This is a genomic window from Rhodococcus sp. KBS0724 (assembly GCF_005938745.2).
Classification (GTDB): Bacteria; Actinomycetota; Actinomycetes; order Mycobacteriales; family Mycobacteriaceae; genus Rhodococcus_F.
This window is the reverse complement of record NZ_VCBX02000001.1, coordinates 4986488-5009726: the sequence shown is the minus strand read 5'-3', so window position 1 is coordinate 5009726 and position 23239 is coordinate 4986488. Positions and strand designations below refer to the sequence as shown.

Annotated in this window: 22 protein-coding genes and 1 pseudogene; 12 read left to right on the top strand and 11 right to left on the bottom strand. The window is 59.0% G+C overall.

Going from position 1 to position 23239, the window contains the following annotated elements:
• Window positions 1-248: 248 nt before the first annotated feature.
• Window positions 249-959, top strand: coding sequence for a hypothetical protein (locus FFI94_RS23090; protein ID WP_138869860.1), 711 nt, complete (start codon window positions 249-251; stop codon window positions 957-959).
• Between the two features lie 1191 nt (window positions 960-2150).
• Here the strand turns inward: FFI94_RS23090 and FFI94_RS33815 are convergent.
• Complete coding sequence (locus FFI94_RS33815) at window positions 2151-2294, bottom strand: hypothetical protein (protein WP_185993292.1); 144 nt, start codon at window positions 2292-2294, stop codon at window positions 2151-2153.
• A gap of 556 nt (window positions 2295-2850) precedes the next feature.
• Here FFI94_RS33815 and FFI94_RS23085 point away from each other — a divergent pair.
• Window positions 2851-3339 carry a hypothetical protein gene (locus FFI94_RS23085; RefSeq protein ID WP_138869859.1) on the top strand — a complete coding sequence of 163 codons (489 nt, stop codon included), beginning with the start codon at window positions 2851-2853 and terminating at the stop codon, window positions 3337-3339.
• Window positions 3340-3791: 452 nt separating this feature from the next.
• On the opposite strand, the pseudogene FFI94_RS34790 reads toward FFI94_RS23085, so the two are convergent.
• From FFI94_RS34790 to FFI94_RS23070, 5 genes and pseudogenes are all read right to left on the bottom strand, one after another.
• A pseudogene (locus FFI94_RS34790) lies at window positions 3792-3928 on the bottom strand (IS3 family transposase); the annotation flags it as partial.
• A 1126-nt stretch (window positions 3929-5054) separates the two neighbouring features.
• The gene (locus tag FFI94_RS23080) at window positions 5055-6515 is read right to left on the bottom strand and encodes a wax ester/triacylglycerol synthase domain-containing protein (protein ID WP_138869858.1); all 1461 of its coding nucleotides are present in this window, start codon (window positions 6513-6515) and stop codon (window positions 5055-5057) included.
• A gap of 370 nt (window positions 6516-6885) precedes the next feature.
• Complete coding sequence (locus FFI94_RS34350; protein WP_260684250.1) at window positions 6886-7008, bottom strand: hypothetical protein; 123 nt, start codon at window positions 7006-7008, stop codon at window positions 6886-6888.
• Window positions 7009-7367: 359 nt separating this feature from the next.
• Complete coding sequence (locus FFI94_RS34345) at window positions 7368-7499, bottom strand: hypothetical protein (RefSeq protein ID WP_260684249.1); 132 nt, start codon at window positions 7497-7499, stop codon at window positions 7368-7370.
• Window positions 7500-7960: 461 nt separating this feature from the next.
• Window positions 7961-9109, bottom strand: coding sequence for a CdaR family transcriptional regulator (locus FFI94_RS23070; RefSeq protein ID WP_138869856.1), 1149 nt, complete (start codon window positions 9107-9109; stop codon window positions 7961-7963).
• A 72-nt stretch (window positions 9110-9181) separates the two neighbouring features.
• Here FFI94_RS23070 and FFI94_RS23065 point away from each other — a divergent pair, with 72 nt between their 5' ends.
• The 3 genes from FFI94_RS23065 (at window position 9182) to groL (ending at window position 12475) form a co-directional block, all read left to right on the top strand.
• Window positions 9182-9967 carry an HAD-IIA family hydrolase gene (locus FFI94_RS23065; protein WP_138869855.1) on the top strand — a complete coding sequence of 262 codons (786 nt, stop codon included), beginning with the start codon at window positions 9182-9184 and terminating at the stop codon, window positions 9965-9967.
• A gap of 81 nt (window positions 9968-10048) precedes the next feature.
• Window positions 10049-10606, top strand: a complete 558-nt coding sequence (locus FFI94_RS23060; RefSeq protein WP_138869854.1) for a DUF6764 family protein — start codon at window positions 10049-10051, stop codon at window positions 10604-10606.
• A gap of 246 nt (window positions 10607-10852) precedes the next feature.
• Window positions 10853-12475 (top strand): chaperonin GroEL, encoded by a 1623-nt coding sequence (groL, locus tag FFI94_RS23055; protein WP_033235579.1) that lies wholly within the window; start codon window positions 10853-10855, stop codon window positions 12473-12475.
• Between the two features lie 136 nt (window positions 12476-12611).
• On the opposite strand, the gene FFI94_RS23050 is transcribed toward groL, so the two are convergent.
• The gene (locus FFI94_RS23050; protein WP_313905549.1) at window positions 12612-13514 is read right to left on the bottom strand and encodes a DUF559 domain-containing protein; all 903 of its coding nucleotides are present in this window, start codon (window positions 13512-13514) and stop codon (window positions 12612-12614) included.
• 25 nt (window positions 13515-13539) lie between these two features.
• Here FFI94_RS23050 and FFI94_RS23045 point away from each other — a divergent pair, with 25 nt between their 5' ends.
• Complete coding sequence (locus tag FFI94_RS23045; protein ID WP_138869853.1) at window positions 13540-14079, top strand: VOC family protein; 540 nt, start codon at window positions 13540-13542, stop codon at window positions 14077-14079.
• Here the strand turns inward: FFI94_RS23045 and FFI94_RS23040 are convergent.
• Window positions 14048-14857, bottom strand: a complete 810-nt coding sequence (locus FFI94_RS23040; protein WP_260684247.1) for an IclR family transcriptional regulator — start codon at window positions 14855-14857, stop codon at window positions 14048-14050. The two genes, FFI94_RS23045 and FFI94_RS23040, sit on opposite strands and share 32 nt — an antisense overlap.
• Before the next feature lie 275 nt (window positions 14858-15132).
• Here FFI94_RS23040 and FFI94_RS23035 point away from each other — a divergent pair, with 275 nt between their 5' ends.
• The 4 genes from FFI94_RS23035 to FFI94_RS33805 all read left to right on the top strand — a co-directional run bounded on the left by FFI94_RS23035 (window position 15133) and on the right by FFI94_RS33805 (window position 17775).
• The gene (locus tag FFI94_RS23035) at window positions 15133-16575 is read left to right on the top strand and encodes a wax ester/triacylglycerol synthase domain-containing protein (protein WP_138869851.1); all 1443 of its coding nucleotides are present in this window, start codon (window positions 15133-15135) and stop codon (window positions 16573-16575) included.
• 473 nt (window positions 16576-17048) lie between these two features.
• On the top strand, window positions 17049-17195 hold the full coding sequence (locus FFI94_RS33810; RefSeq protein ID WP_185993291.1) for a hypothetical protein: 147 nt from the start codon (window positions 17049-17051) through the stop codon (window positions 17193-17195).
• Between the two features lie 185 nt (window positions 17196-17380).
• Window positions 17381-17572, top strand: coding sequence for a hypothetical protein (locus tag FFI94_RS23025; RefSeq protein WP_260684246.1), 192 nt, complete (start codon window positions 17381-17383; stop codon window positions 17570-17572).
• Between the two features lie 59 nt (window positions 17573-17631).
• Window positions 17632-17775, top strand: coding sequence for a hypothetical protein (locus tag FFI94_RS33805; RefSeq protein ID WP_165826256.1), 144 nt, complete (start codon window positions 17632-17634; stop codon window positions 17773-17775).
• 70 nt (window positions 17776-17845) lie between these two features.
• Here FFI94_RS33805 and FFI94_RS23020 read toward each other — a convergent pair whose 3' ends face one another.
• Complete coding sequence (locus FFI94_RS23020) at window positions 17846-18049, bottom strand: PspC domain-containing protein (RefSeq protein WP_138869849.1); 204 nt, start codon at window positions 18047-18049, stop codon at window positions 17846-17848.
• A 138-nt stretch (window positions 18050-18187) separates the two neighbouring features.
• Between FFI94_RS23020 and ppk2 the strand changes: the two genes are divergently transcribed.
• Both ppk2 and FFI94_RS23010 read left to right on the top strand, forming a co-directional pair.
• A complete protein-coding gene (gene ppk2 / locus FFI94_RS23015; RefSeq protein WP_138869848.1) occupies window positions 18188-19102 on the top strand; it encodes a polyphosphate kinase 2 in 915 nt (304 codons plus the stop codon).
• Between the two features lie 44 nt (window positions 19103-19146).
• Window positions 19147-19980 carry an alpha/beta fold hydrolase gene (locus tag FFI94_RS23010; protein WP_138869847.1) on the top strand — a complete coding sequence of 278 codons (834 nt, stop codon included), beginning with the start codon at window positions 19147-19149 and terminating at the stop codon, window positions 19978-19980.
• Window positions 19981-19984: 4 nt separating this feature from the next.
• On the opposite strand, the gene FFI94_RS23005 is transcribed toward FFI94_RS23010, so the two are convergent.
• Both FFI94_RS23005 and FFI94_RS23000 read right to left on the bottom strand, forming a co-directional pair.
• Window positions 19985-22036, bottom strand: a complete 2052-nt coding sequence (locus FFI94_RS23005) for a prolyl oligopeptidase family protein (RefSeq protein ID WP_138869846.1) — start codon at window positions 22034-22036, stop codon at window positions 19985-19987.
• A gap of 82 nt (window positions 22037-22118) precedes the next feature.
• Entirely contained in the window at window positions 22119-23165 is a 1047-nt protein-coding gene (locus FFI94_RS23000) for an alpha/beta hydrolase family protein (RefSeq protein WP_138869845.1), read from the bottom strand.
• Between the last annotated feature and the right edge of the window lie 74 nt (window positions 23166-23239).

Below are 23239 nucleotides of genomic sequence, written 5' to 3'. Positions count from 1 at the left end.
TGGCGTGCAGGAATTGGAAATCGCTGCACGAAATTATCGCCCAGCTCATCTAGATCGACTCATCGATCACCATTGTTTTCGCACTCTGTGTTCCCAGTTGGAACTGAAAATCTTCCTTGACGAATGATCGCCAAGGGGTCGCTGAATAAGAGGGAAGCCGCCGAATGCGGCCGTCAGCCGAATAGGTCCCTGTTTGACGGCGGATGCAAGTAAAACAACCATTACACACCCGAGAAATGGAGTTTAATATGCATGCACTCAAACGGAAGATCCCGGTCGTCCTATGCACGATTGCCGCATCGGCTGGCCTGATCCTCGGTTCGACGTCCATGGCATCAGCCACAGCGGGGAGTACTTACACTCCATTCAACTCGGCATGCTGGGCGGGTAGCCCGGGCAACGTCGCACAATCGCAAGCGAGCGGCGTTACGGTTACCCACACTTTGCCAAACACCTACGCGATCAGCATCGATGGTCAGACGATACCGACCGGCGGCTTCGGCTATACCCTCACAAATCTCACCAATCTTCAGTACGACATCCAATACAACCCTGCCACGCTGACCCCAATTTTTGCCCCCACCGCGGGTGCCAACGTTACTCTCAGTGGTGGATCCGGGTACACAGGAACGGCAACCGTTGCTGCTACGACCTCGACAAACAGTGGCACGCCGATCCTGCGTGTGACCATTCCGACTGTCGCGCCGGGGACCTTTGTACCACCGACACTCAATGTGACGACCACTTCATCAACATTTGATTTGAAGCTGAATACCTCCAGCCTTCGCGAAGCCGAGTTCGGGTACTACCCAGGCAACTACTACCGGTTTACGTCCAATGGGAAGTCCTTCGGGATCTCTTACTCGGCAAACACGTCGTGCATCCCGTCGAATACCCTTCCCTCGTCTGCAGGTTCGTATCCGACGTTGAACGCTGGTGCCGGCACCCTGCACCCCTAGGCTAGGTGCCCAAGCATGAGCCTGTGTCGAATTGAGCCAGGGGTCGGCACGTAGAGAATGATCCGAGATCTCCGGGCGGCTGCTGTCGCCCGGAGATCCTCAGTCTCAGTGCCATGCTTGAGAGACTTGTTGGTTCGCTCAACCCTTTGCTTGCCATTGGGCTTTTGTCTCTTTAGAGCCTCCCGCATTTGATAGTAGTTGAGGTAGCAGATATTTTCAGGATTGAAGCATCGGAGTGAATTTCCTCGGTTAGGTCTAAGTTGCTCTTCCGTTTTGCTGAGAAAAAAATTTTCGGAAAACTATTACAAGTTCCACCGAGGCGGGCTAGGCTGATAACCATCACATGAGCGCCAGTGGTGGGCGGCCCGGAATCCGCGACGGTCGAACATTGCACCAGTTTGGTTGTGGGAATGAATTATATCGACGTTGTTAATTAGGTCAATCGTATGAGTCCGGTTGGGAATGCGGGTGAAATAATCTATTTACCACGTGTTCGGATGTGTATCACTGTCGGATCTCACATCATTTATCGAAATATATTTCTCGAATTCGATTCGAGTGTCATTGCTAAACCAATATCTTTATGTGGCGTGTAGGAAACGAGGCATAGAATTATCGCCCTGCGCATTTGGAGGATCGGTTCATCGATCGCCGTAGGTTTTGTTCGCTGTGCCTCAGTTGGAGCTGAAAATCGTCCTCGACGACTGATCGCCGGATCGACGACCGATCGCCAAGGAGTCGCTGAAGAAGAGGAAAGCAGCCGAAGGCAGCCATTAGCTGAACAGGCGCTTTTCGAAGGCGGATTCAAGTCAAACAACCATTACACAGCAGAGAGATGGAGTTAAAAATGCATGCACTCAAACGGAGGATCCCACTCGTCGTATGCACGATCGCGGCATCGGTCGGCCTTCTCCTCGGTTCGACGACCATTGCGTCAGCCACCGTGGGGAGTACTTATACGCCATTCAACATAGCTTGCTGGACGGGAAGCCCGGTCAACGCCGCACAAGCACAAGCGTTCGGGGTTACGGTCAACCACACGCTTGTAAATCCCGCGCCCGGGACTAACGCTTACACGATCAATTTCGATCCTCAGACAGTGCCGGGCTCCGTCGCAAGTTTCACGAACATACAGTATGACATCCAATACAACCCTGCCACGCTGAACCCGGCTACGCCGGGCAACGTTTCCTACAGTGGCGGATACGGGATCACCGGAACGCCCACGCTCGTCGCTACGACCTCGACAAACAGCGGCACACCGATATTGCGGATGACCGTTCCGCGTGTCAATCCTGGGACCTTTGCGCCGCCGACAATCGCGGTGAAGACCACGTCATCATCATTTGATTTGAACCTGAATACCTCCAGCTTCCGTGAATCCGAGTTCGGATACTTCCCTGGAAACTTCTACCGGTTTACGTCCAATGGGCTTCCCTTCCCATTCCCTTTCTCGGCGAACGCGTCGTGCATCCCATCGAATACGGTTCCCGCGTCTCCCGGTTCGTCTCCGGTATTGAACGCTGGTGCAGGTCCCCTGCACTAGCATGTACAGCTTGTCATACCAAAGTACTAAGAGATTAATCTGCATTGAATCGCGCTTCCAGGGCTGACTTGACTTACGTCAGGCTGGAATGGTAAAGCTAAGGTGAATTCATCCCAAAATGGGAAATGCGATCTGAATTTTAGGTTGGTTTAGTCCAACCGGCGCGATGAAACTATCTTAATGAGCCTCAAATATCCAAGAGTGAAACTTGTTCCATTATTGCAATTTAACGTGACCCCCATCGTGCGAAATTAATTTCCCGCAATAGGCCAAGAACTCAACGGGAGATGCGTGTCCAACTGAAATTCCCGACTCCGGAATTTTTCATTTAGCAGAAGGAAAACCATGAGAAGAAACAGCATGATCACGTCAATCGTCGGTGGCGCCGCGGCGCTCGCAATCCTTGGCTCCGGCGTGGCTAACGCCACCCCTCGTCCTGATCCAACCCCGGCCTACTACGCACTGTGCGGCACCGTGTATTCCGGGGCGGCCCTGGTTGACAATTATCATGGCGGCGGCGGAGCCAGCGTCGGAATCCCCAACACGGCTACGCGGGTGAGCGGCGTAACAGTCGTAGCCACAGCTTCGTCGACTTTCCTCGGCACTTCGATGTCAATGTCTACCGTGAGCGATGCCAACGGGGAGTTCTGCCTCCAGGGTGATTACACGTGGCTACTTACTGTCGGCGCGACAACAGGAAAGGTGGTCCTGACCACTCCTGGCGTTACCAGTGCACAGCAGCACCCCGGTCCCACTGGAATCAATTCCACACAACTGAATGCTCACACTCTCGCTGGCGGCGGCGCAACCGGGTTCAACCTCGTCGTCTCCTAACCGAACTCGATGCTCGTCCGTCGAATCTCAACGCGCATTCTTTTTTCTGTCGACATCTCCAAGCACTGTTAGCTAGCTTCGGCCGTGGTCGCGTTAAATCTGGCTCCCGCAGTCAGAAGCAGAGAGAAAAATTTTGAATGTCGCCACAAGCGGATAGTGAGCCTGAGACATTCGACATGTTGAACTTTACTTTTCGATGCGCAGTTGAGTTATGGAAACCAAAGTATTCTAGCGCCGATGGGGCACCCCATCGGCGCTAAAATACTTCAACTACGAATACACTAAATCAAAGGCTTCTCAACTCTTCGCGCAGCAATCAGGTGAGACGCACCGGCGAATTCGGAGACTTTGACGTGCCCTGGGTGTTATGGAGTCGTCATACTTGACTTTAGGTAACGGGTTAGAGTTTGAAGTTTATGTTCTCGAACTCGATCGCCGCAGCATCCAGAGGGGCTATGCCGACGCTGGCGGTTGTGAAAGATCTCGAGGAACTCGAACATCGTGTTGGCCAATTCGATCCTTGTTTTCCATCTCTTCCGATTCAGAGCTCGGTTTGCGTTCTTCCACAAAATGATTCGATGACCGGGTTGAGGCCTCAATGGTTGTAAACTCGCGTCTGCACTGGTCACAGGATTGTTGACGAGATGACTAACCTCGCGATTGACATAGCGTTTGAGCCCTCTTGGTCAAGTCGCGGTGACAAGCAGTTGTTCGCCGCGGTGTCCGGAAGGAGCGTAAAGGGTGTCGGTGGTCCAGCACGCCCAGATCACCCGGACCTATCAGAGGGCAAATATCCGTGCAGTGTGAGGGTGCAGAGCACCCCGCGAACGGGCACGCCGGTAGCAGTCGCCGGCCGAGGCCGGACTGTATTGAGAGTTTTCAACGAAGCAGGTAGTAGCGACGCATGCCAGCGTGTGGGCGGTTAGCGGAATTCGACGGTGGGGACTTTCCCGAGGCCCTGGTGTACGGGCGACTGCGTCATGGCAATGCAGGTGCCTCCGATACCGAAAGCTATCGGCTGTCCGAATGACTCAGCCCACGAGAGTAACTGGGAAAATTCGTCTGAGTCGGCGGTGACACTAATGGCCGATAACAAACGGGCCGTCCTCCAGAATGTCGATCCGATTCGCCATGGGTTGCGCACTGGCGTCAGGCCTGATCGACAGGACTGTCACGGGGACGCCCGCAAACGGACCTCAAGGGTCTGTGTCAAGTCAGCCTCGTACCGGAATTCCGAGGCGACGTAATAGTTGGGGTCCGGCTCTGGTGTCAAAGTAGAGGGATTGTGTGAGTCGCGGTGGTGTGGCGATCGGGCTGGATGGTGTGCGTGAAGGATAAGTGGTGGGGATCGTGTTCGGAACTTGTTGCATCCTAATGCATTAGAGCACGTATGGCGTATCGCGCACAGGTGGTCGCTTACCTCTGAATAATCGGGAATCTCTGAGACCGCTGTGCTTCATCGACGTAGTTGCCAAAGTCCGCGGAGCGCATTGTCGTGAAAGTGCTGTCTGGATAGAGTTTTGGATCGATCGGCCGCGATTTGTACATCGCACCTGAGGTATTCAACAACGATCGGCTCCGTCATCACGCGCCATTCGACGGCGCAGCTGGCGTGAGTGCACTCAAGTAGGTAAGCACATTCGGCCGTCTCGAGGTGGGTTGCGTGCAACTGCGAACATCCCGCCGCGTCCCGTAGGGCCAGTTGGAGATCGGTCTCAGGATGCGATCTCGGCAGCTCCACTCTCCAATTCGCGGCTGTTGACCGCTTCCTTGAGTTCCGCGAAACTGGCGCGAAGCAACTCCAGGTAGTGGCCCAGATCCGGCATCATCGCAGTGTCCGTAATTACGTTCAACGTCAACCCTCCGCCAGCTGCGGCAACCATAAAGTGCCGCAGTCCATCCCCGTCTACTGGCGGTTGGGTAGCGAGCACCGCTGTGCCGGGCGCGCCGTTCAAGGTCAGCCCATCGACAGAAAGCGGAATGTTGCTCACCGTTGTGTGCTGGTAGCGAGGACGATTCAAATCATAGGGGTTCTTCGCACGTGCTGTTGCGAACAATCGGGACAGTGGGGCCGGGATGGTCTCAATCGCGGCGTTCACGCGGCGGACTGCTAGGTGAGAGGTGCGGGTCTTCTCCGAGCGGGCGGACTCCGCAATGAGCGCCACCCGTTCCAACGGATCTTCGATGTCTGTGTGCATATTGACAGACAACGTCACTAACTGGTTTGCCGACTCCCATTCCTCGACTTTGCGCATGGACCTAGGCACCATCGCTACGAGAGAACCCTCGGGCTTTTCTCCATTCTCGGTGAGGTACCGCATCAAGGCGCCGCCGACGACGGCCAACAAGACATCGTTAATCGTGGCCTCGGGTACCGCATCTTTGACCTGCCGCACCTCTGTTCCCGGGAGCGTGATCTGCTTGAGAGTTCCGGACCCACTTACCTTGCCGTTAAATCGGGTGGCTGGACGTTCTTTGAGACTCTCGACCCAATCGCCGGCAGCTTTTGCATCGGCTACAGCTCTTTCTGCGGCTCGATTGCCAGGGATATGCTTAGTGAATCGCAAAATTTGTCGTGGAAATCCCAGGACTGATTTGAGGAACACACGACTCTTCACGAAAGGCATTGCGGGGTCGAAACTCGCTTGCCGCAAATTCTCCGAAAAAATGGCCTCACCCAACATTCGGATGGCAATGCCATCAGCGCCGCTATGATGCGATTTGAGGACTACAGCCGTCAGACGACCAGGCAGATCGTCCAATCCTTCTATTCCGTTGAAGAAATGCAGCTCCCAGGGTGGACGAGCTAGATCCATCCTGGAGGTCAACAGCTTGCTGAGCGGCTTTTGTAAAGGTTCCCAGCCAGATTCGGTGATGTTGGTGACCCGAACGTGGTCACGGACATCGAAGTTTAGTGCGGGGATCCAATGCGGATGTTCGAGGCCAAGTGGTGTCCGCTGAATATGCTGTGTGAACATGCGGTTGTGACCGAGGCGTGCGGTTGCCCACTCGATCGCTTGTTCTTCCGAGAATTCCGCCTCTGGGTGCTGCGAGGTTTCGAAGAAGTACACGCCGATGAGGTGGCCCAGGTGCCCGTCGGCTTCGTTGTAGATGAAGTCGGCATCGCGTGGGTTCAACGGTTCAACGCCCCTAGCCAATGGGTTGGACAATCTCATGGGTGCTCCTTGTGCGGCGGTGCCGGCAATCGTGTCGTGGCATTCGTGAAACTCCGAGGATCCCCGAGGCTAATTGCGGCCTCGGGGATCCTCGGAGTTCAGTGGTGTATTGGGTTACCGATTCCACAAAACTGACTACTTGTTCTGTATCATGCCACTCCCCATATTGGTCAGCCCTGCAAGTCCCGAGACAAAGCCCACCAATGCGATCAGATACCTCTGAATCATCAGGAATCTCCTTTATTTAAACTGGGTACGATGACAGCGCGGTTAGGTAAGTTCCAAACGTACTAACCAAATCAACAGAGCCGAAACCGACCAATTCGGACAGGTACGTTAGAAAGATATTGAGCATTGTTTCCTCTCCCGACTACGCGCCGGCGATGGAGCCGAGGCCCACTTGGATGAGTTCGGCTGAAGCTCCGGAGCCTGTTACGCCCAGGTTGATGAAGGCGGAAATGGTGTCGAACACGCCATCGATGATGGCAGTCACAGCCGCCAGTGGGAGCTGGATTGAGTTGGGATCAATGCTAGCTAGCGCGCTGAACAAACTTGCTGTATCCACTATCTTTCACATCCTTACTGTTGGTGATTTCGTTGATTGGCAAAGATTTAGCCGAGGTCAACGAGCTTCAGGAACTGATTGAACCTAGGAGTGCCAACTACACTTCGATTGGCGGAGGTACCCAGCCTAAATCGACAGAGAACATTACTGGGTTATACATCACGGCGGCGACTATCGACTTGACAAATAATCCCATCGGACCATTAAGGACATCAGCTACCGATCCCAAACTTCCCATCATTCACTCCTTTTATCAGAAAATGCTCGGAAATGACTCGTTCTTGTCATCAGCTGAGGCTGGTTGCTTCGGCCAGCGAACCTAGGGCGGCGTAGGTGCCGGGAAGCATCGACCCGGTCCAGCCGACGCCCAGTAAGTCAGTGAACAATGCTGCTGTTGCTTGAAGGAACATTACGATCATGCAGAGTTCCACCCTTTCGCTTGATCTCGGAAAACGCATTTGTACACCTGCCGCAGGTTTGGCAGATGGATTCCACAAAGAGCAGATTCGGTCGGTATATGGAGGCTCTGCAATCGTGCCGCTGAGATTTCCATTGCCCCCTTGAGGTCTTATGTGGCGTGACGAGAATGAGGTTAGCTCGAGCAAGTCCACTTTGACTAGGAATTTGTAGAACTAACTGAAACGTGTTCCATTCCTGCTGGTCAGGCGTCCAAAAATGCTTCTTTTGGCCGTCGGATGGAAATCTTGCGGAAGGCTAACTAGATTGGCAACTTGACGATTGCCGAATTGCTGATTCAGCATTGGCGGTCGTTAATTGGTACTTTTGGTGGATGGATTGTTAATACTTTAGTCGGATATTTGATCGAAAATTCGCCAAAACAGTGCAGCATCGGCGGTGCTCCGATATCTTCCTCGTCCGCTCAGGAGGTTCGCAGTTTGAACTGAAGCATCAGGATCAGGCGAGTGTCCGCGTCGGTCAGGTCGACCCCGCACATGTCCTTGCACCGACGTAGGCGGTTGCGGAGGGTGTTGGGGTGAACGTGCAGTGCCGCGGAAGAATTCGCGACATCACCGCCCTTGTCGAGGAAGGTGCGTGCTGTGGCGACGAGTTCGCTGCCGTGCCGGCGATCGTGGTCTTCCAGAGCACTCAGAGGTGTGGAGTCGCCCAGTCCGTCGAAAATGTCAGCTACATGCAACGCCAGCACCGACGCCAAGGTGTCTTTCATTCCCGCGACAATCCCGCCGGACTGGTTGTGCCGCAGCGCGCCCAGGACGTGGTCGGCGTCGGCGCGCGACAGATGGCATTCGCTGGCGGATTTCACGGTGCGACCCACCGCAACAGCAAGTTGTGCGCGTTCGCGGGCCCGGCTGAGAAAGTCTTCCAGCAACCGGCGGGTGTTCGCTTCGTCAGCGGCGACAACAAGATACGTCGAATCGACTAACTGCGCGACAACGGCGTCGACGGCAAGAGTGTCGAGATACAGGCCCAACGACGCAGCCACAGTGCTCGGCATGAACCCGGTTGTCGCGCCGACAGCTACAACGGTCAGCGGTCCGAGCAGTCGCAGGTCCTCGGCAGCGCGGAATGCCTGCTCCCCGCCGCCGATCAGCGCTTTGACTCGCTCGGTCTGGCGTCGTCTGGTGCTGTTGATGCGGTCGCGCTCGGACGCAATGTGCTCCGCAACCACGGCTACCGCAGCGCGCAGTGTCGATTCCTGAGTCGGTGTCGGCTGTCCGGACAGTGCCACCCAGATCGAGCCGACGGCAATGTTGTTGTCCCGCACTGCGATGACGAGCCGGGGAGTGATGGCCGGGTCGGCGAGGTCGACGTAGATAGGGTCCGTCTCGCGATGCAGGCGCTCGAAAACACCTGCATGTGAGAGCAGTTCACGTATCCGGCTGGGCACCTGACGGCCGAGGATGGTGCCGATCCGAGCTTCGTCCACTGCTTGTTCGCCGCCGGAGTACGCCAGGACGGTCGAGTTCTCGTCCTCGATCGTGACGGGAGCTCCGAGCAATTCCGCCAAGGACCCCGCGACGGTGAAGAGATCGTCGTCGCGCAGGTCCATGAGGCTGAGCCTACTGAGCCGGTTCGTTTCGTGTGGTGCGACGGTCGGCGGTTGCAACTATAGGCTGGTGCAATGGCTGACATCGAAGGTGTTCTGTTCGACATCGACGGAGTCCTGCTCACGTCCTGGCAGCCCATCGAGGGTGCCGGCGAGGCGGTCCGCGATGTGCGTAACCGAGGCTTGGCGTGCGGGTTTCTCACCAACACCACCTCGCGCAGTTCGTCGCTGATCGCCGAAGGGTTGTGCGATGCGGGAATTGCGGTCGAGCCCAGCCAGATTGTCACTGCAGCACGGCTCACGGCGGAATACGTGCGCACCACGTATCCCGAAGCAAAGGCCTGGGTGCTCAACAACGGCGATGTGTCCAGCGACCTCGAGGGGATCGAACTCGTCGACAAGAACCCGGATGTCGTCATTCTCGGCGGCGCGGGTCCCGAATTCACACACGAGGCACTGAGTCAGGTTCTCGAGTATTTGCTCGACGGTGTCCCAGTGGTCGCGATGCACCGCGGGATGATGTGGGAGACCGACACGGGCTTGCGGATCGACACCGGAACATACCTACCGGGTTTCGAGGAAGTGGCCGGAGTCAACATCGCAGCCGTCGGCAAGCCGTCGCTCACGGGCTTTCTCGCGGCCACCGAATTGATGGACGTCGACGCCGAGGCGACGGTCATGGTGGGAGACGATCTGATCGGCGACATCTTGTCGTCGCAAAGGGTCGGGTTGACCGGAGTTCTGGTGCGCACCGGCAAGTTTCGGCAGGCAGTGCTCGAATTGGCAACGCAACAGCCGGACTATGTCATCGATTCCGTGGCGGATCTTCCGGCGCTGCTGGAAACCTTGCTCGAGTCGTGACCTGCAATGCGTGACGGCACGTCATAAGAGCGGGTACTCTCGCGCCCGAATCCATGAACGTGTTCCAAGAAGGAGTTTTCTATGCCCTTGATCTCGTCAGTCTGGTTCCGCCGCTCTTCCTCGCGAGGAAACGGAAGTACCAGTAATCGGTTGGGGGGCCGCCTGGCGAGAACAGGGGCTGTTGTGACTGCGGGGATGGGCTTGGTTGCGGGTCTGGCGCTGGCCGGCGGGGGAGTGGCTTCGGCTGCGCCCGTCACGTGTGTGTCGCCGCCGTTGGTCAATGACATCCAGGTGTCCGACACTGCGAGCTGTGGCGCGCAGGCTGTTGGAGCGGGACGCTCACAGGCCGGCGCCATGGAGAGCGGAACGGCTGTCAGCGTCTCGGCGGACAACAGCTACACCAACACCTACGCCAACGGTTTCGGAACGGCTCTCGGTGCTTCGCGCGGCAACGGTCAGGCGCACGCCTATGCGCTCGGCGGCGGCATCGCGCGGGCCGGTGCGGCTGACGGAAACTTCACCGTTGCCATCGCCGGTTGGGGCGCCGGGGCTACCGCCGACGCAAACGGAGTCGACTGCATGGGCACCTTGTCCTTCGCGGTGAACTTCACCAACGGACAGTTCTGCATCGCAGGCTGAGTCCTGAACCTTGCACTCGGCACGCTCGAGTGCTAAAAATGCAATTGGCACTCGCGAGCTGTGAGTGCCAGGTCGAGTCAGTGAGACCGGGAACCATCGACACCCCCGGTCGTCCGTCGCGGGCACTGGCTTAAGACCACAGGCTAGATGGGTGACCTAAGCAAAATTCGGTCGCCCTGTGCCGATGAGGTGACCCGACGAGCGGTCACCTTGTGTGTCACCCCCTATCCGGAGGATCACTTCGCAATGGCAAAGATCATCGCGTTCGACGAAGAGGCACGTCGCGGCCTCGAGCGAGGCCTCAATGCCCTCGCCGACGCTGTCAAGGTGACGTTGGGCCCCAAGGGTCGCAACGTCGTTCTCGAAAAGAAGTGGGGCGCCCCCACGATCACCAACGATGGTGTTTCCATCGCCAAGGAGATCGAACTCGACGACCCGTACGAGAAGATCGGCGCGGAGCTCGTCAAGGAGGTCGCCAAGAAGACTGACGACGTCGCTGGCGACGGCACCACCACCGCCACCGTCCTCGCACAGGCACTGGTCCGCGAAGGCCTGCGTAACGTCGCAGCCGGCGCGAACCCGCTCGGCCTCAAGCGCGGCATCGAGAAGGCTGTCGAGGCTGTCACAGCTCGCCTGCTCGAGACCGCCAAGGAGATCGACACCAAGGAGCAGATCGCTGCTACCGCCGGCATCTCCGCAGGCGACCCGTCCATCGGCGAGCTCATCGCCGAGGCAATGGACAAGGTCGGCAAGGAAGGCGTCATCACGGTCGAGGAGTCCAACACCTTCGGCCTGCAGCTCGAGCTCACCGAGGGCATGCGCTTCGACAAGGGCTACATCTCGGCGTACTTCGCCACCGATGCAGAGCGTCAGGAAGCCGTCCTCGAAGACGTCTACATCCTGCTCGTCAGCTCCAAGATCTCCACGGTCAAGGACCTGCTGCCCCTGCTGGAGAAGGTCATCCAGTCCGGCAAGCCGCTCCTGATCATCGCCGAGGACGTTGAGGGCGAAGCTCTCTCCACCCTCGTCGTCAACAAGATCCGTGGCACCTTCAAGTCTGTTGCCGTCAAGGCTCCCGGCTTCGGTGACCGTCGTAAGGCTCAGCTCGCCGACATCGCCATCCTCACGGGTGGAGAGGTCATCAGCGAAGAGGTCGGACTCTCCTTGGAGACCGCAGGCCTCGAGCTCCTCGGCCAGGCACGCAAGGTTGTCATCACCAAGGACGAGACCACCATCGTCGAAGGTGCCGGCGACGCCGACGCCATCGCAGGTCGCGTCAGCCAGATCCGCGCTGAGATCGAGAACAGCGACTCGGATTACGACCGTGAGAAGCTGCAGGAACGTCTGGCCAAGCTGGCCGGCGGCGTTGCAGTCATCAAGGCCGGCGCTGCAACCGAGGTTGAGCTCAAGGAGCGCAAGCACCGCATCGAAGATGCAGTGCGCAACGCAAAGGCAGCTGTCGAAGAGGGCATCGTCGCCGGTGGCGGCGTAGCACTCATCCAGGCAGCTCCCGCCCTGGACGACCTCAAGCTCGAAGGTGACGAGGCAACCGGCGCGAACATCGTTCGCGTTGCACTGTCCGCACCGCTCAAGCAGATCGCATTCAACGCAGGCCTCGAGCCCGGCGTTGTTGCGGACAAGGTCTCCAACCTGCCCGCAGGTCACGGCCTCAACGCTGCGACCAACGAGTACGAAGACCTGCTCGCTGCAGGCATCAACGACCCGGTCAAGGTCACCCGCTCGGCACTGCAGAACGCAGCGTCCATCGCGGCTCTGTTCCTGACGACCGAAGCTGTTGTCGCTGACAAGCCGGAGAAGTCTGCTCCCGCAGGCGATCCCACCGGCGGCATGGGCGGCATGGACTTCTAAGTCCATCCCCTCAGCTCCTAGAAGCCCGGTCCACCATATTTGGTGGGCCGGGCTTTTGCGTGGGCGGGTGAGTATTTCTTGCGCACAAGTTCGAGCGGCGTGCGGGTTCCCGTTCATGCGCGCGATTTGTGTGCACTCAGGCCCGGTTGTGGCGGCGTCTGCGCACCACCGCGATGACCTCGTCCACCACCGCGTCGAGGTGAGCCATCACAGTTGCCGCGGAATAGCGCAGCACCAGCCAGCCGTCGAGAACCAACGCATTCTGGCGGCGCCGGTCATTGTTGAATACCTCAGGCGCTATATGGAATTCACGGCCGTCGATCTCGACGATTACCCGGGCTCTGCGGCACATCAGGTCGCCGTAGTATCTGCCGACCTTGCCATTGATCTCGAGCGGGAAGCGGCGCCGCGACAACGCCCGGGCGACGATGCGCTCCGGCTCCGACAGCGTCCCCGGGCAGCAGGTTCGAAGTTGTTCGCGCACAGCAGGGATTCCGTGCATGCCTTTCATCTCGTCGCATCGCAGCGCGATCAACGTCCACGGCACCCGCGTCGACACCGCTGCGTCGAAGAACGCCTCCAACTGGGGGCGCGGAAGAGTGACCGCGACGTCGATGAAACACTGTTCGACGGGTACGACGGGCAAGCCCATGCACTGATCACTCGACTTCAGATCCCGCCGGTGCAGCCGCACCCATTCCGGCCCGCGTACCTGAGCCGACCGCAGCACGGTGGCGTCAACCTGCCGCGGCTCCTCGTCGAGCAATCCCCACAGCCAAGCGGCACTCGAGTGACTGAGTACCGAGTCGGGCTTCCAGAGAGTGACCGCGACGCAACGTTCGAAGTATCCGGGATTGCCGGTGGAGTAAACGGACGGGAGCACGCGGTGGAGTCTCCCCGAGTTCGTGGCACGCGCAATCGCACTTCGGCTGAGTCCTCGTTCGAGGAGCTGGTTCCGGGTGAGGACGTCCACGTAGATACTGTGGCTGTATCGAAGCCGATATGCGGACGTAAGAAATAGTCTGTGGATAACCAACACGGCTGTGTACAGATGAGGGAGTGCAATGGCTATTCGAAGCCTGAACCATGCGGTGCTGTTCGTCTCCGATGTCCAGCGGAGTGCGTCGTTCTATTGCGAGGTACTGGGTTTCGAGAAGCTTCCGGTCGAGTTTCCCGGTGGAGCGTTCCTGCGGGGAGCCAATTCGGCAAACGATCACGACTTGGGACTCTTTCAGGCCAACGCACCTCGCGCACGGGACGGCTCGGTAGGTCTCTATCACCTGGCCTGGGAGGTGGAGACGCTCGGTGAACTCGCAGAGTGCCGGGATCGGATGCTGGCTGCAAAGGCACTCAGCGGAGCGTCCAATCACGCTGCGACTAAAGCCCTCTACGGCCGCGACCCCGACGGAATCGAATTCGAGGTCACCTGGCTGGTTCCGGACGGACAACTAGACGGTGAACTCGTGCCGGGCGTCGCGCACACGCGACCACTGGACATCGCTGCCGAAATCGAACGTTACGGTGCGTCGACGCCTGGTGGTCCGCGCACCGATCGTGCGATCTACGCGCAACTCATGGCGCGCGCCGCGGAGCAGAACCAGTAGGTGTAGCCGACTTGAGGTCGTTCGCGACGCAGATATCCCAGATATCGCGTGCAGCAATTCGCACGGTTGACACGAGTTGATTCATCTTCATGTCGCCGATCGGCCCGCACACCGAGATTGCCGCGCGATTTCCGTAGTAGTGATCCCGAGGTCCGATAGAGGTTGCCACACAGGAGATTCCGAGCACTGATTCTTCGCGGTCCATTGCCGCTCCGTGATCGCGGACGCGTTCGAGTTCCGTGAGGAGGTGCTCTGGGGACGTGATGCTGTACGGCGTTGTCCTGCGGAGCGGAGAACGAGTGACGCTCTGCATCTTGCCGGGCTCGAGATTGGCCAGAATAGCTTTGCCGACGGCAGTGACGTGTGCGGGGAGTCGTGAGCCCACACGGCTGGGGAGTGCGAGCGGCGTACGTCCAGGGATGCGGTCCAAGTACAAGACGTCGCCGTTGTTCAGTGCCGCCAGATGTACCGTCAGCCCAGTCGAACGAGCCAGCCGGTTCAAGACTGGCACGGCTCCGTGGCGTAGCCGATTCTGATTGAGTGCCCACTGGCCGAGTTCGTAGGATTTGCTTCCGAGTTCGTAGCGGTGTTCTTGTCGAGTGATCCACCGCTTCGTGACGAGTTGTTCGAGCAATCGGTGAGCGGTGGAGCGCGGGATCCCCGTTCGTTGAGTTACCTCCGCGAGTGTGAGAGGCCCTGTGTTCTCGAAGGTTTCGAGGATGGCTGAAATTCGATCGACTACCGACACCGGATCGTCCACCTTGCGAGTGGTTCTCACCCTGAACTCCTGTCCTCGCCACAACTGTGTGATCGCAGTCACCTTAGTGTGGCCCGATTCGCGTCGGCAATCGTTTGGCCCGGCCAGCGGGAATGACTGCGCGGCTCGCGGTTGCACGGTTGCACACAACTCGTCTCGAGAGGGCGGGATACGCATGCCGGCTGGCATTTGTGTGCACTCAGGTCCGGGCGGCGAGCTTGGGGAAACGCCAGATAATCGGGCGTCGCCTCGTTACAATCCGGACAATCTTCCAGCGTCGGATGTGAGGGGCACACATGATCTTTCGGAACTCGTTGTCAGCCGGGGTATCTCAGATGGGCCCGCGGGATGCGGAGTTCATCTACAACGAGTCCGAGGGGCACCTCAGTCACATGGTGTGCGCGTACTTCTTCGACACTGCGGGCCATCCGCTGGCCGACATGACACACGCCGACGCGGTCCGATGGATTTCCGAGCGGTTCGGCTACTGGCCGCTGTTCACGAGCAGAGTGCAGCGAGTTCCTCTCGATCTGGACTATCCGTACTGGGTACCGGCCGCTGATTTCACTGTCGATGATCATGTTCGGGTGCACAAGGCATCGGGGCCGGGGTGGGCGCCGGTGCGGGCATTGTTGGGCCGGTCTCTGAGCGCGCCGATGGATCTGACGCGGCCTCCCTGGGAATTGGAGGTCATGACCGGAATCAGCGGAATTGACGATCTCCCCGGTGACTTGACCTTGATCATGCTCAAGACGCACCACAGCGCGGGCGACGGTCTGGAGATCAGGAATCTCACCAACCGATTGTTCTCGGGGCCGGCCAAACCCAAGGCATCTGCGCGGGAGTCGGGGCTGCCGCTGGTGGAGATGATGGGGCGCAGCGTTCTCGGGTTCCCAGGGCAACTGATCCGGTTCGGGAAGGGCCTGTCGGCGACAAAGGTAGCGGCAGAGGAGATCACGCAGGCGGAGGAATCCGGAGAGTTGGCGAAGTACGTCGCAGACCGTCCGCCGACACGTTTCAACCACGTGCTGGAAGGTGATCTGGCGCTGGAGTTCGTAACGCTCGACGGCGCTGATATCAAGGCGATCCGAGCAGCCGTACCTGGGGCGACGGTGAACGATATCTTCCTGGCGGTGGTGGCCGGTGCGCTCGAGAAGTATCTCGAGGAGAAGGGCGAGCGACCGGAACGCCCTCTCGCAGCCATGGTTCCGCGCTCGATGCGGCAGATTGCAGAATGGGAGTCGGCCAATCAGCTTGCACTCCTGACCGTCGATCTCCATTCCGACGTTGCGGATCCGGTGGAGAAACTGGCGCTTATCCGGGATTCTGCGCAGGTCGCGAAGGAACGTAGCTCACATTTGGCGGTACGGAAATTCAGCACACGCATCGAGACGTCACCTGCGCCGTTGCTGCGGCTGACCGGGCTGGCCAGGCGCCTCAACAAGCTGAACACGGACCGCGAGGTCATGCAGCACACCACGATCAGCAACGTCCCGGTGACGATCGACGGGAACGTGTTCGAGGGTGCGCCCGCTGTTGCCGTGTTGGGTGGGCAGGCTCCTGTTGACGGAGATGTTCTGCGCCACTTTCTGATTGCCGCGGCCGGAGGTTCCCTGACGCTCAATGTCATCGTGGCGCGGGGAGCGATGCCGGATCCGGAGCATTATGTCGTGCTGCTGCGCGAGAGTTTCGACGAGTTGCGGCAAGCCGTGGAGTACGACGTCCCAGCTGCCGAATGATTTTCCGGTCAGGTGCCCGGCAGGCCGGAATTGTTGTGGGCAGTGCGGTTCCTTGGCCGGGAAAGTGTTTCAAAAATTGGAAAATTTACGTTAATCGTTCATTTCGGACACAGGTTCTAGGGTTAACACTAAAGTCGCAGATGACACATCAACGGTGAACCTTCACCGGAACCGATTCTTTGGCGGTCGGGTGGGGAGCCTTCTACGTAGGGAGTTCAGACAATGGGTTCTTTGATGGACATTCTTCTTGGACCAGACGGGATGGGCACTCAGTTGGGGAGCCTTCTCAACATGCTGATGGGCTTGGATAACATGGGTGCTAATCTATTCGGCTCGCTGAGTGACACATTTGGCGGGATCTCCGGATCTCTCGACACGATTAGTTTCCTGCCTGAAGTTATCCCGCCAGCTTGATCCTGCAATCTGAGCAGTTGGCACATCCACTTCACTCAACAGATATATAGGAGTACAACATGATTGAAGGATCCGTCATGGATGCTGCGGGTTCCGTCGGCACCCTTATCGGCCAGGGTATGGGCAGCGTTGCGGACATCGCCGTCAAGGGCCTCACCGCTCTTGCTGCGCTGAGCGGTGGAGAACTCAAGGCTGCCGGTAAGTAGCCAGTTTCGAGTTTCCTTTTGGGGCCTGGGCGCACGGCGCACGGGCCCCAAATGCTCTGGACCTGCATATTTACGCTCCGACATCGCTGATAGAAAAACAATCTTCCGTTTCACCACTGAATTTCAGTTTTGCCGCTACCGTGCTGATAGGCAATTTCCGCAAGTTTTCTGTTGAGGAGTCAAAAATGGGGTCGCTGGTAAACATCCTCGGTTATGTCATGGAGAATGGCGAAACCGCAACTCAAGCCCTGGTGAATGTACTGTTAGGGTTGGATAACATGGGTGCCAACTTGTTCGGCTCGTTGAGTGACACATTCGGTGGGATCTCCGGATCTTTTGACGCAATCAGTTTCGCACCCGCCGTTGTTGCTCCGTAGTCTTGCAGGTCTGAATTATCTGACCATCCCGTAACTGGGTGGATAGAAGGAGAACAAACATGATTGAAGGCTCCGTAATGGATGCTGCGGGTTCGGTCGGAACTCTTATCGGCCAGGGACTAGGAAGTGTCAGCGAGATCGCTGTCAAAGGCTTGACGGCGCTTGCCGAACTCAGTGGCGGAACACTCAAAGCTGCCAAGTAAGTCGAGAATTTCTTGATTGTGGGGTCCACGCGCGAAATGTGTGGGCCCCGCAATTCTTTTCTCGAGTGCGCTATCCCAAAGGCATCAGCATCCAGGCTGCAAGATAAACCAAGGCTGCGGTTCCGCCGGTGCACACGGCGGCGATAACAGCCAGAACGCGCACCAAATTGACGTCGACGTCAAAGTATTCTGCAATCCCGCCGCACACTCCGGCGAACATCTTGTTTTCGGTGGATCGGGTGAAGGGGCGTGGTGTGTTGCTCTCGAATGTCATGGTTCAAGTCTGGCCTGACCAGGCCACTTCGACCATCGGGAATCACCCCCATCTATCCCTGATCTTCGCCCGGCAGCGAATGCGCCCGTTCACCGTGGCGTCACCAAATGGTTGCTGAAGGTGGCTAGCCTGTCAGGAATGACCGAAACAGCAGAGCGCCGTCCCTTCCTCAGTGCCTTCGCCGACCTGTCGAGCGCGGTGGACCTGACAGACACGACGGCATTCACCGTCGACGACAGTGACGACGACGACCCCGTGTTGCTCACGGCACCAGAGGGTTTCGAGGTCGATACCTGGCGCGAGGGATACCCGTACGACTCTCGGATGTCACGCGAGGAGTACGAGATCGCCAAGCGTCTCCTGCAGATCGAACTGCTGAAGCTGCAGAATTGGTCCAAGGAAACCGGTGCCCGCCACGCGATTGTGTTCGAAGGACGCGACGCAGCAGGCAAGGGCGGCACCATCAAGCGCTTCATGGAACACCTCAATCCTCGTGGCGCACGCGTCGTTGCACTGGAAAAGCCGTCGGCGCGCGAGTCGACGCAGTGGTATTTCCAGCGCTACGTGCAGCACCTCCCGGCGGCCGGTGAGCTCGTGATGTTCGATCGCTCCTGGTACAACCGGGCCGGAGTCGAGCGCGTCATGGGGTTTTGCACGGACGAGGAGCACGATCGTTTTCTGCGTCAGGTGCCGCTCTTCGAGCAGATGCTTGTCGACGACGGCATCAGCCTCATCAAGTTCTGGTTCTCGGTGTCGCCGCTCGAGCAGCGGACGAGGTTTGCGATTCGCCAGGTCGATCCGGTGCGCCAGTGGAAACTCTCCCCGATGGATATTGCGTCCCTGGACAAGTGGGATGCGTACACCGCGGCGAAGGAAGAGATGATCAGGTTCACCGATACGGCAACCGCACCGTGGACCGTCATCAAGAGCAACGACAAGAAGCGCGCCCGGATCAACGCGATGCGACATGTGCTGAGCCAGTTCGACTACGACAACAAGGACCACGACATCGTCGGAACGCCTGACCCGCTGATCGTGGGCAGCCTGGAATAGCAAGACGGCTGACCGACGGCTCCGCGGTGGATAGTGTGAGACGCATGGAGACCGTGCCGATCCAACTTCCCGATGGAACCGTGACTCCGATCCGCCTGTTTCCGGGACCGGTTGACGACGCTCCCGTCGTCGTGATCTTTCCTGGTCTGGGCGTGCCGGCAGGCTTCTACGATCCGGTTGCCGAAGCGTTGGTTGCCGAGGGTTTCAATGCGGTGATCGGGGAATTGCGCGGTCAGGGTGACAGTCGGCCACGGCCGAGCGCGTCGTCGACCTTCGGATACCAGGAGTTGGTGTCGGTGGATTTCCCGGCCACGTTCGAAGTGGTGCGCGAAAGATTCCCGGCGAGTACACCATTCCTGCTCGGTCACAGTATGGGTGGCCAGTTGGGGACGATGTACGCGGCAAGGATTCGCGGACGCCTCGGCGGTTTGATCCTCGTGGCGTCCGGCTCGCCCTACCACCGGGGCTTCCCGGGAATCCGCGCTCCGGGGCTGTATCTGGGTTCGTCGGCGATGTCGGTGACGGCCAACATCGCCGGATTCTGGCCCGGTGATCGCCTGAGTGTCGGTGGGTTCGGACGGCAATCGAAGGTGTTGATCACCGACTGGGCCAGATTTGCGCGTACCGGCACCATCGACCCCGTCGGCGCCGACATCGATTACGAGGAGCGGATCGCTCGACTGAACCTGCCGGTCCTGTCCGTCACCATCGACGGCTACGATCTCGCTCCGCGCCGATCCGCAAAGAACTTGGTGGACAAGCTCACCGGATCACAGGTCACGATGGTGCACGTCGACGAACCGCTCGGTCACAACGGCTGGATCCGGAAACCGGATGCGGTGACCAAGCGCGTCGTCGCGTGGCTACGCGACCGCTGACAACTCAGCTGAATTTCTGCCACAGGAACTCGTAGGTGAGCGCGGTCTTGTACGCCAACTGAGCGTTGTCCGCAGCGCCGCCGTGCCCACCTTCGATGTTCTCGAAGTACAGCACCGGCTTGCCCAACTCTTCCAGCCGTGCGGCCATCTTGCGAGCGTGGGCGGGATGGACGCGGTCGTCGCGTGTGGACGTCGCGATGAGGATCGGCGGGTACGACGCATCGGCGTCGATGTTCTGATAGGGGCTGTACTCCGAGATGAAGGACCACTCGTCGGCGTTGTCCGGGTCGCCGTACTCCGCCATCCAGGATGCGCCGGCGAGGAGGAGATGGAACCGTCGCATGTCGAGGAGTGGAACCTGGCAAACTATGGCGCCGAACAGTTCTGGGTACTTCGTGAGCATGATGCCCATGAGGAGTCCGCCGTTGCTGCCACCTTGGGCAGCCAACAACTCGGGTGTGGTGATGCCGCGGTCGACCAGATCGCGGGCGACTGCCGCAAAATCCTCATGCACCTTGTGGCGCCCGGACTTGAGAACCTGTGTGTGCCAGCCTGGTCCGTACTCGCCGCCGCCGCGGATGTTGGCCACGACGTACGTGCCACCTTGGGTGAGCCAGGCTCGCCCGATGGAACCGCTGTACGACGGCGTCAGCGAGACCTCGAATCCGCCGTAACCGTAGAGGAGGGTGGGTCCGGGTGTGCTGTCTTCGGTTCCGACCACGAAGTACGGGACCTGGGTACCGTCGGCCGAGGTTGCGAAGAACTGTTGCGTGACAATGTTTGTGGCATCAAAAAATGCGGGCGCGGCTTTGACGACCGTCGGTTCCGATTCCCCGATCACTCCGTGCAGCAGCGTTGCCGGTGAGGTGTATCCGCTGGCGTTGAGGAAGTACTCGTTGCCGGAATCGGGGTCGGTGTCGAGGATCTCGATGGTGGTGAGTTCCGGTAGCCCCTCGAAAGGCCGCTCGTCCCAGGCATTATCGGCGGGAGTCAGAATCCGCAGGGTGGTTCGGACGTCGGTCAGAACTACAAGAATCAGATGATCGCGGGTCCAACTGTAGTGGTCGAGCGACGAATGCTCGTCGGGCTCGAACAGGACCGTGAGGTTGCGAGTGCCGGCGAGGTAATCCTCGTACCGAGCAGCCAGCAAGGTGCCCGTCGCGTACTCGGCGCCCTCGACCGTCCACGGTGATTTGGTGCGAATCAGCAACCACTCGTGGTGAATCGAGATGCCGGCGTCTTCGGGTGTATCGATCAGAACCAGTTCGTCGTCGAGTGTGAGCTGGAACCGTCGTGAATTGTAGAAATCGACGGAGCGGGTCACGAAGTCGCGCTCGAAGCCAGGCGTCGGATCATGTGATGCGGAGATCGCAACATCGGTGCTCTCGCCCGCGTAAAGCGTCTCGGCGCTGGAGAGGGGAGTGCCGCGCTTCCATCGCTGCGCCAGGCGAGGGTAACCGGAATCGGTGAGTGATCCCGGCCCGGTATCCGTTCCGACATAGACGGTGTCGATGTCGATCCAGTCGATGTCGGTCTTGGCCTCGGGAAGATAGAAACCTGAATACTCTCCGTCAGGAGAGAGGAATTGCCTTGTCTCGATGTCGAATTCGCGGACCACTGCGGCGTCCGCTCCGCCGCGCGACAAGCTGATCAAGGCTCGATTGCGGTGGGGGCGCAGCAACTGTGTTCCCTTCCAGACCCAGTTCTCGCCCTCGGCTTCGGCCAGCGCGTCGAGATCGACCAACACATCCCATTCGGGGTTGTCGCGTTGATACTGCTCGAGAGTGGTTCGACGCCACAACCCGCGAATATTGGTGCCGTCGCGCCAGAAGTTGTACAGATACTCGCCGCGGCGACGCACGTACGGGATGCGGGCGTCGGTGTCGAGGACCTCGCGGACATCGGACTGCATCCGCTCGAAGCGCTCACCGGTTGCGAGTTGCGCTTCGGCGACAGCGTTGTGCGCACGCACCCAATCAAGAGCGGCCTCGCCCGTGACGTCTTCGAGCCAGAGGTACGGATCGTTGTCAGTCGGGGCGTGCTGATCGGATGTCATGGCTCCATTCTTACTGCTTCCCGCCGACAGCATTCGACCCCGCTCCCGAAAGCCGGTGGAAGCGGGGTCGAAAGTCGTGAACTCAGACGTTCAGCGAACGCGCGATCATCGGCCACGAGTTGTGGAGATCGTCCTGCCAGTAGCCCCACGAGTGGGTGCCGGTGGGCTTGAAGTCGAACTGCGCGGGGATCTGCAGCTCGTTCAGACGGTAGGCGAGGTTGTGGGTGCAGTAGTTGACTGCCGCCTCGATGAGGCCACCCACGATGATCTGGTTGGCCAGATTGGCGGGTTCGCCGTTCATCGCAGGGTTGGCGAGGGTGTCGTGCGGGCCGGGCAGACCCGAGCCGGTAGAAACGTACAGTTCGGTGCCGCGGAGCTTCTCGGCGTTGACAACCGGGTCGTTGTCGATCCAGCCCTGGCTACCGACCGGGCCCCACATGTTCGCGATGTCGGCACCGCCACGGACGCCGGTGACCAACTGAATAGCACCCTGACCGACCGGGGTGCTGGTCTCGGCGCAACCGCTGTACGCGCCGACGCTCTTGTAGAGGCCGGGGGCTGCGATCGCGAGGTTGAGTACCGAGGTGGCGGTCATGGAGATCGCGGAGATCGACTGGACCTTGTTGGTGTTGAATTCCTTGTCGATGACGGGCGGGAGTTCCTGTGTCAGGAACGTCTGCCACTTCTGACGACCGAGTTCGGGATCGTCGTTGACCCAGTCGGTGTAGTAGCTGAACGCGCCTTCGAGTGGCGTCACGACGTTGAGGTTCTTGTCCTGGAAGAAGTTCATCACGTCGGTCTTGCGCTGCCACGTCGCGGAGTCTTCGCCGCCGCCTGCGCCGTTGAGGAGATAGAGCGTCGGGCGCGGTGCGCTGTTGTCCGCGGGGAGGATGACCTCGAGGGGAATGTTGCGGCCCATCGACGCCGAGTACACGGCGATCGTGGACTTGCGGCCGACGTCGCTACGACTCGCCAGGTACGAACCAGCGGCGCCTGACGTGGCTTGTGCCGTGGTGCCTGAGGAATCGCCGCCCGCTGAGGCGATGGCGGGACTGATCAGCATCGGAATCACGGACAGTGCTGCGACTGCAGCGACCAAACGTCCCCGCGTGAATGTACGAGCGCCCATACGAACTGAAACCTCCACTACGTGTAACCCGGTGTGTGACCTGGGTCGATGTCATTGGCCAGTAAACCAGAATT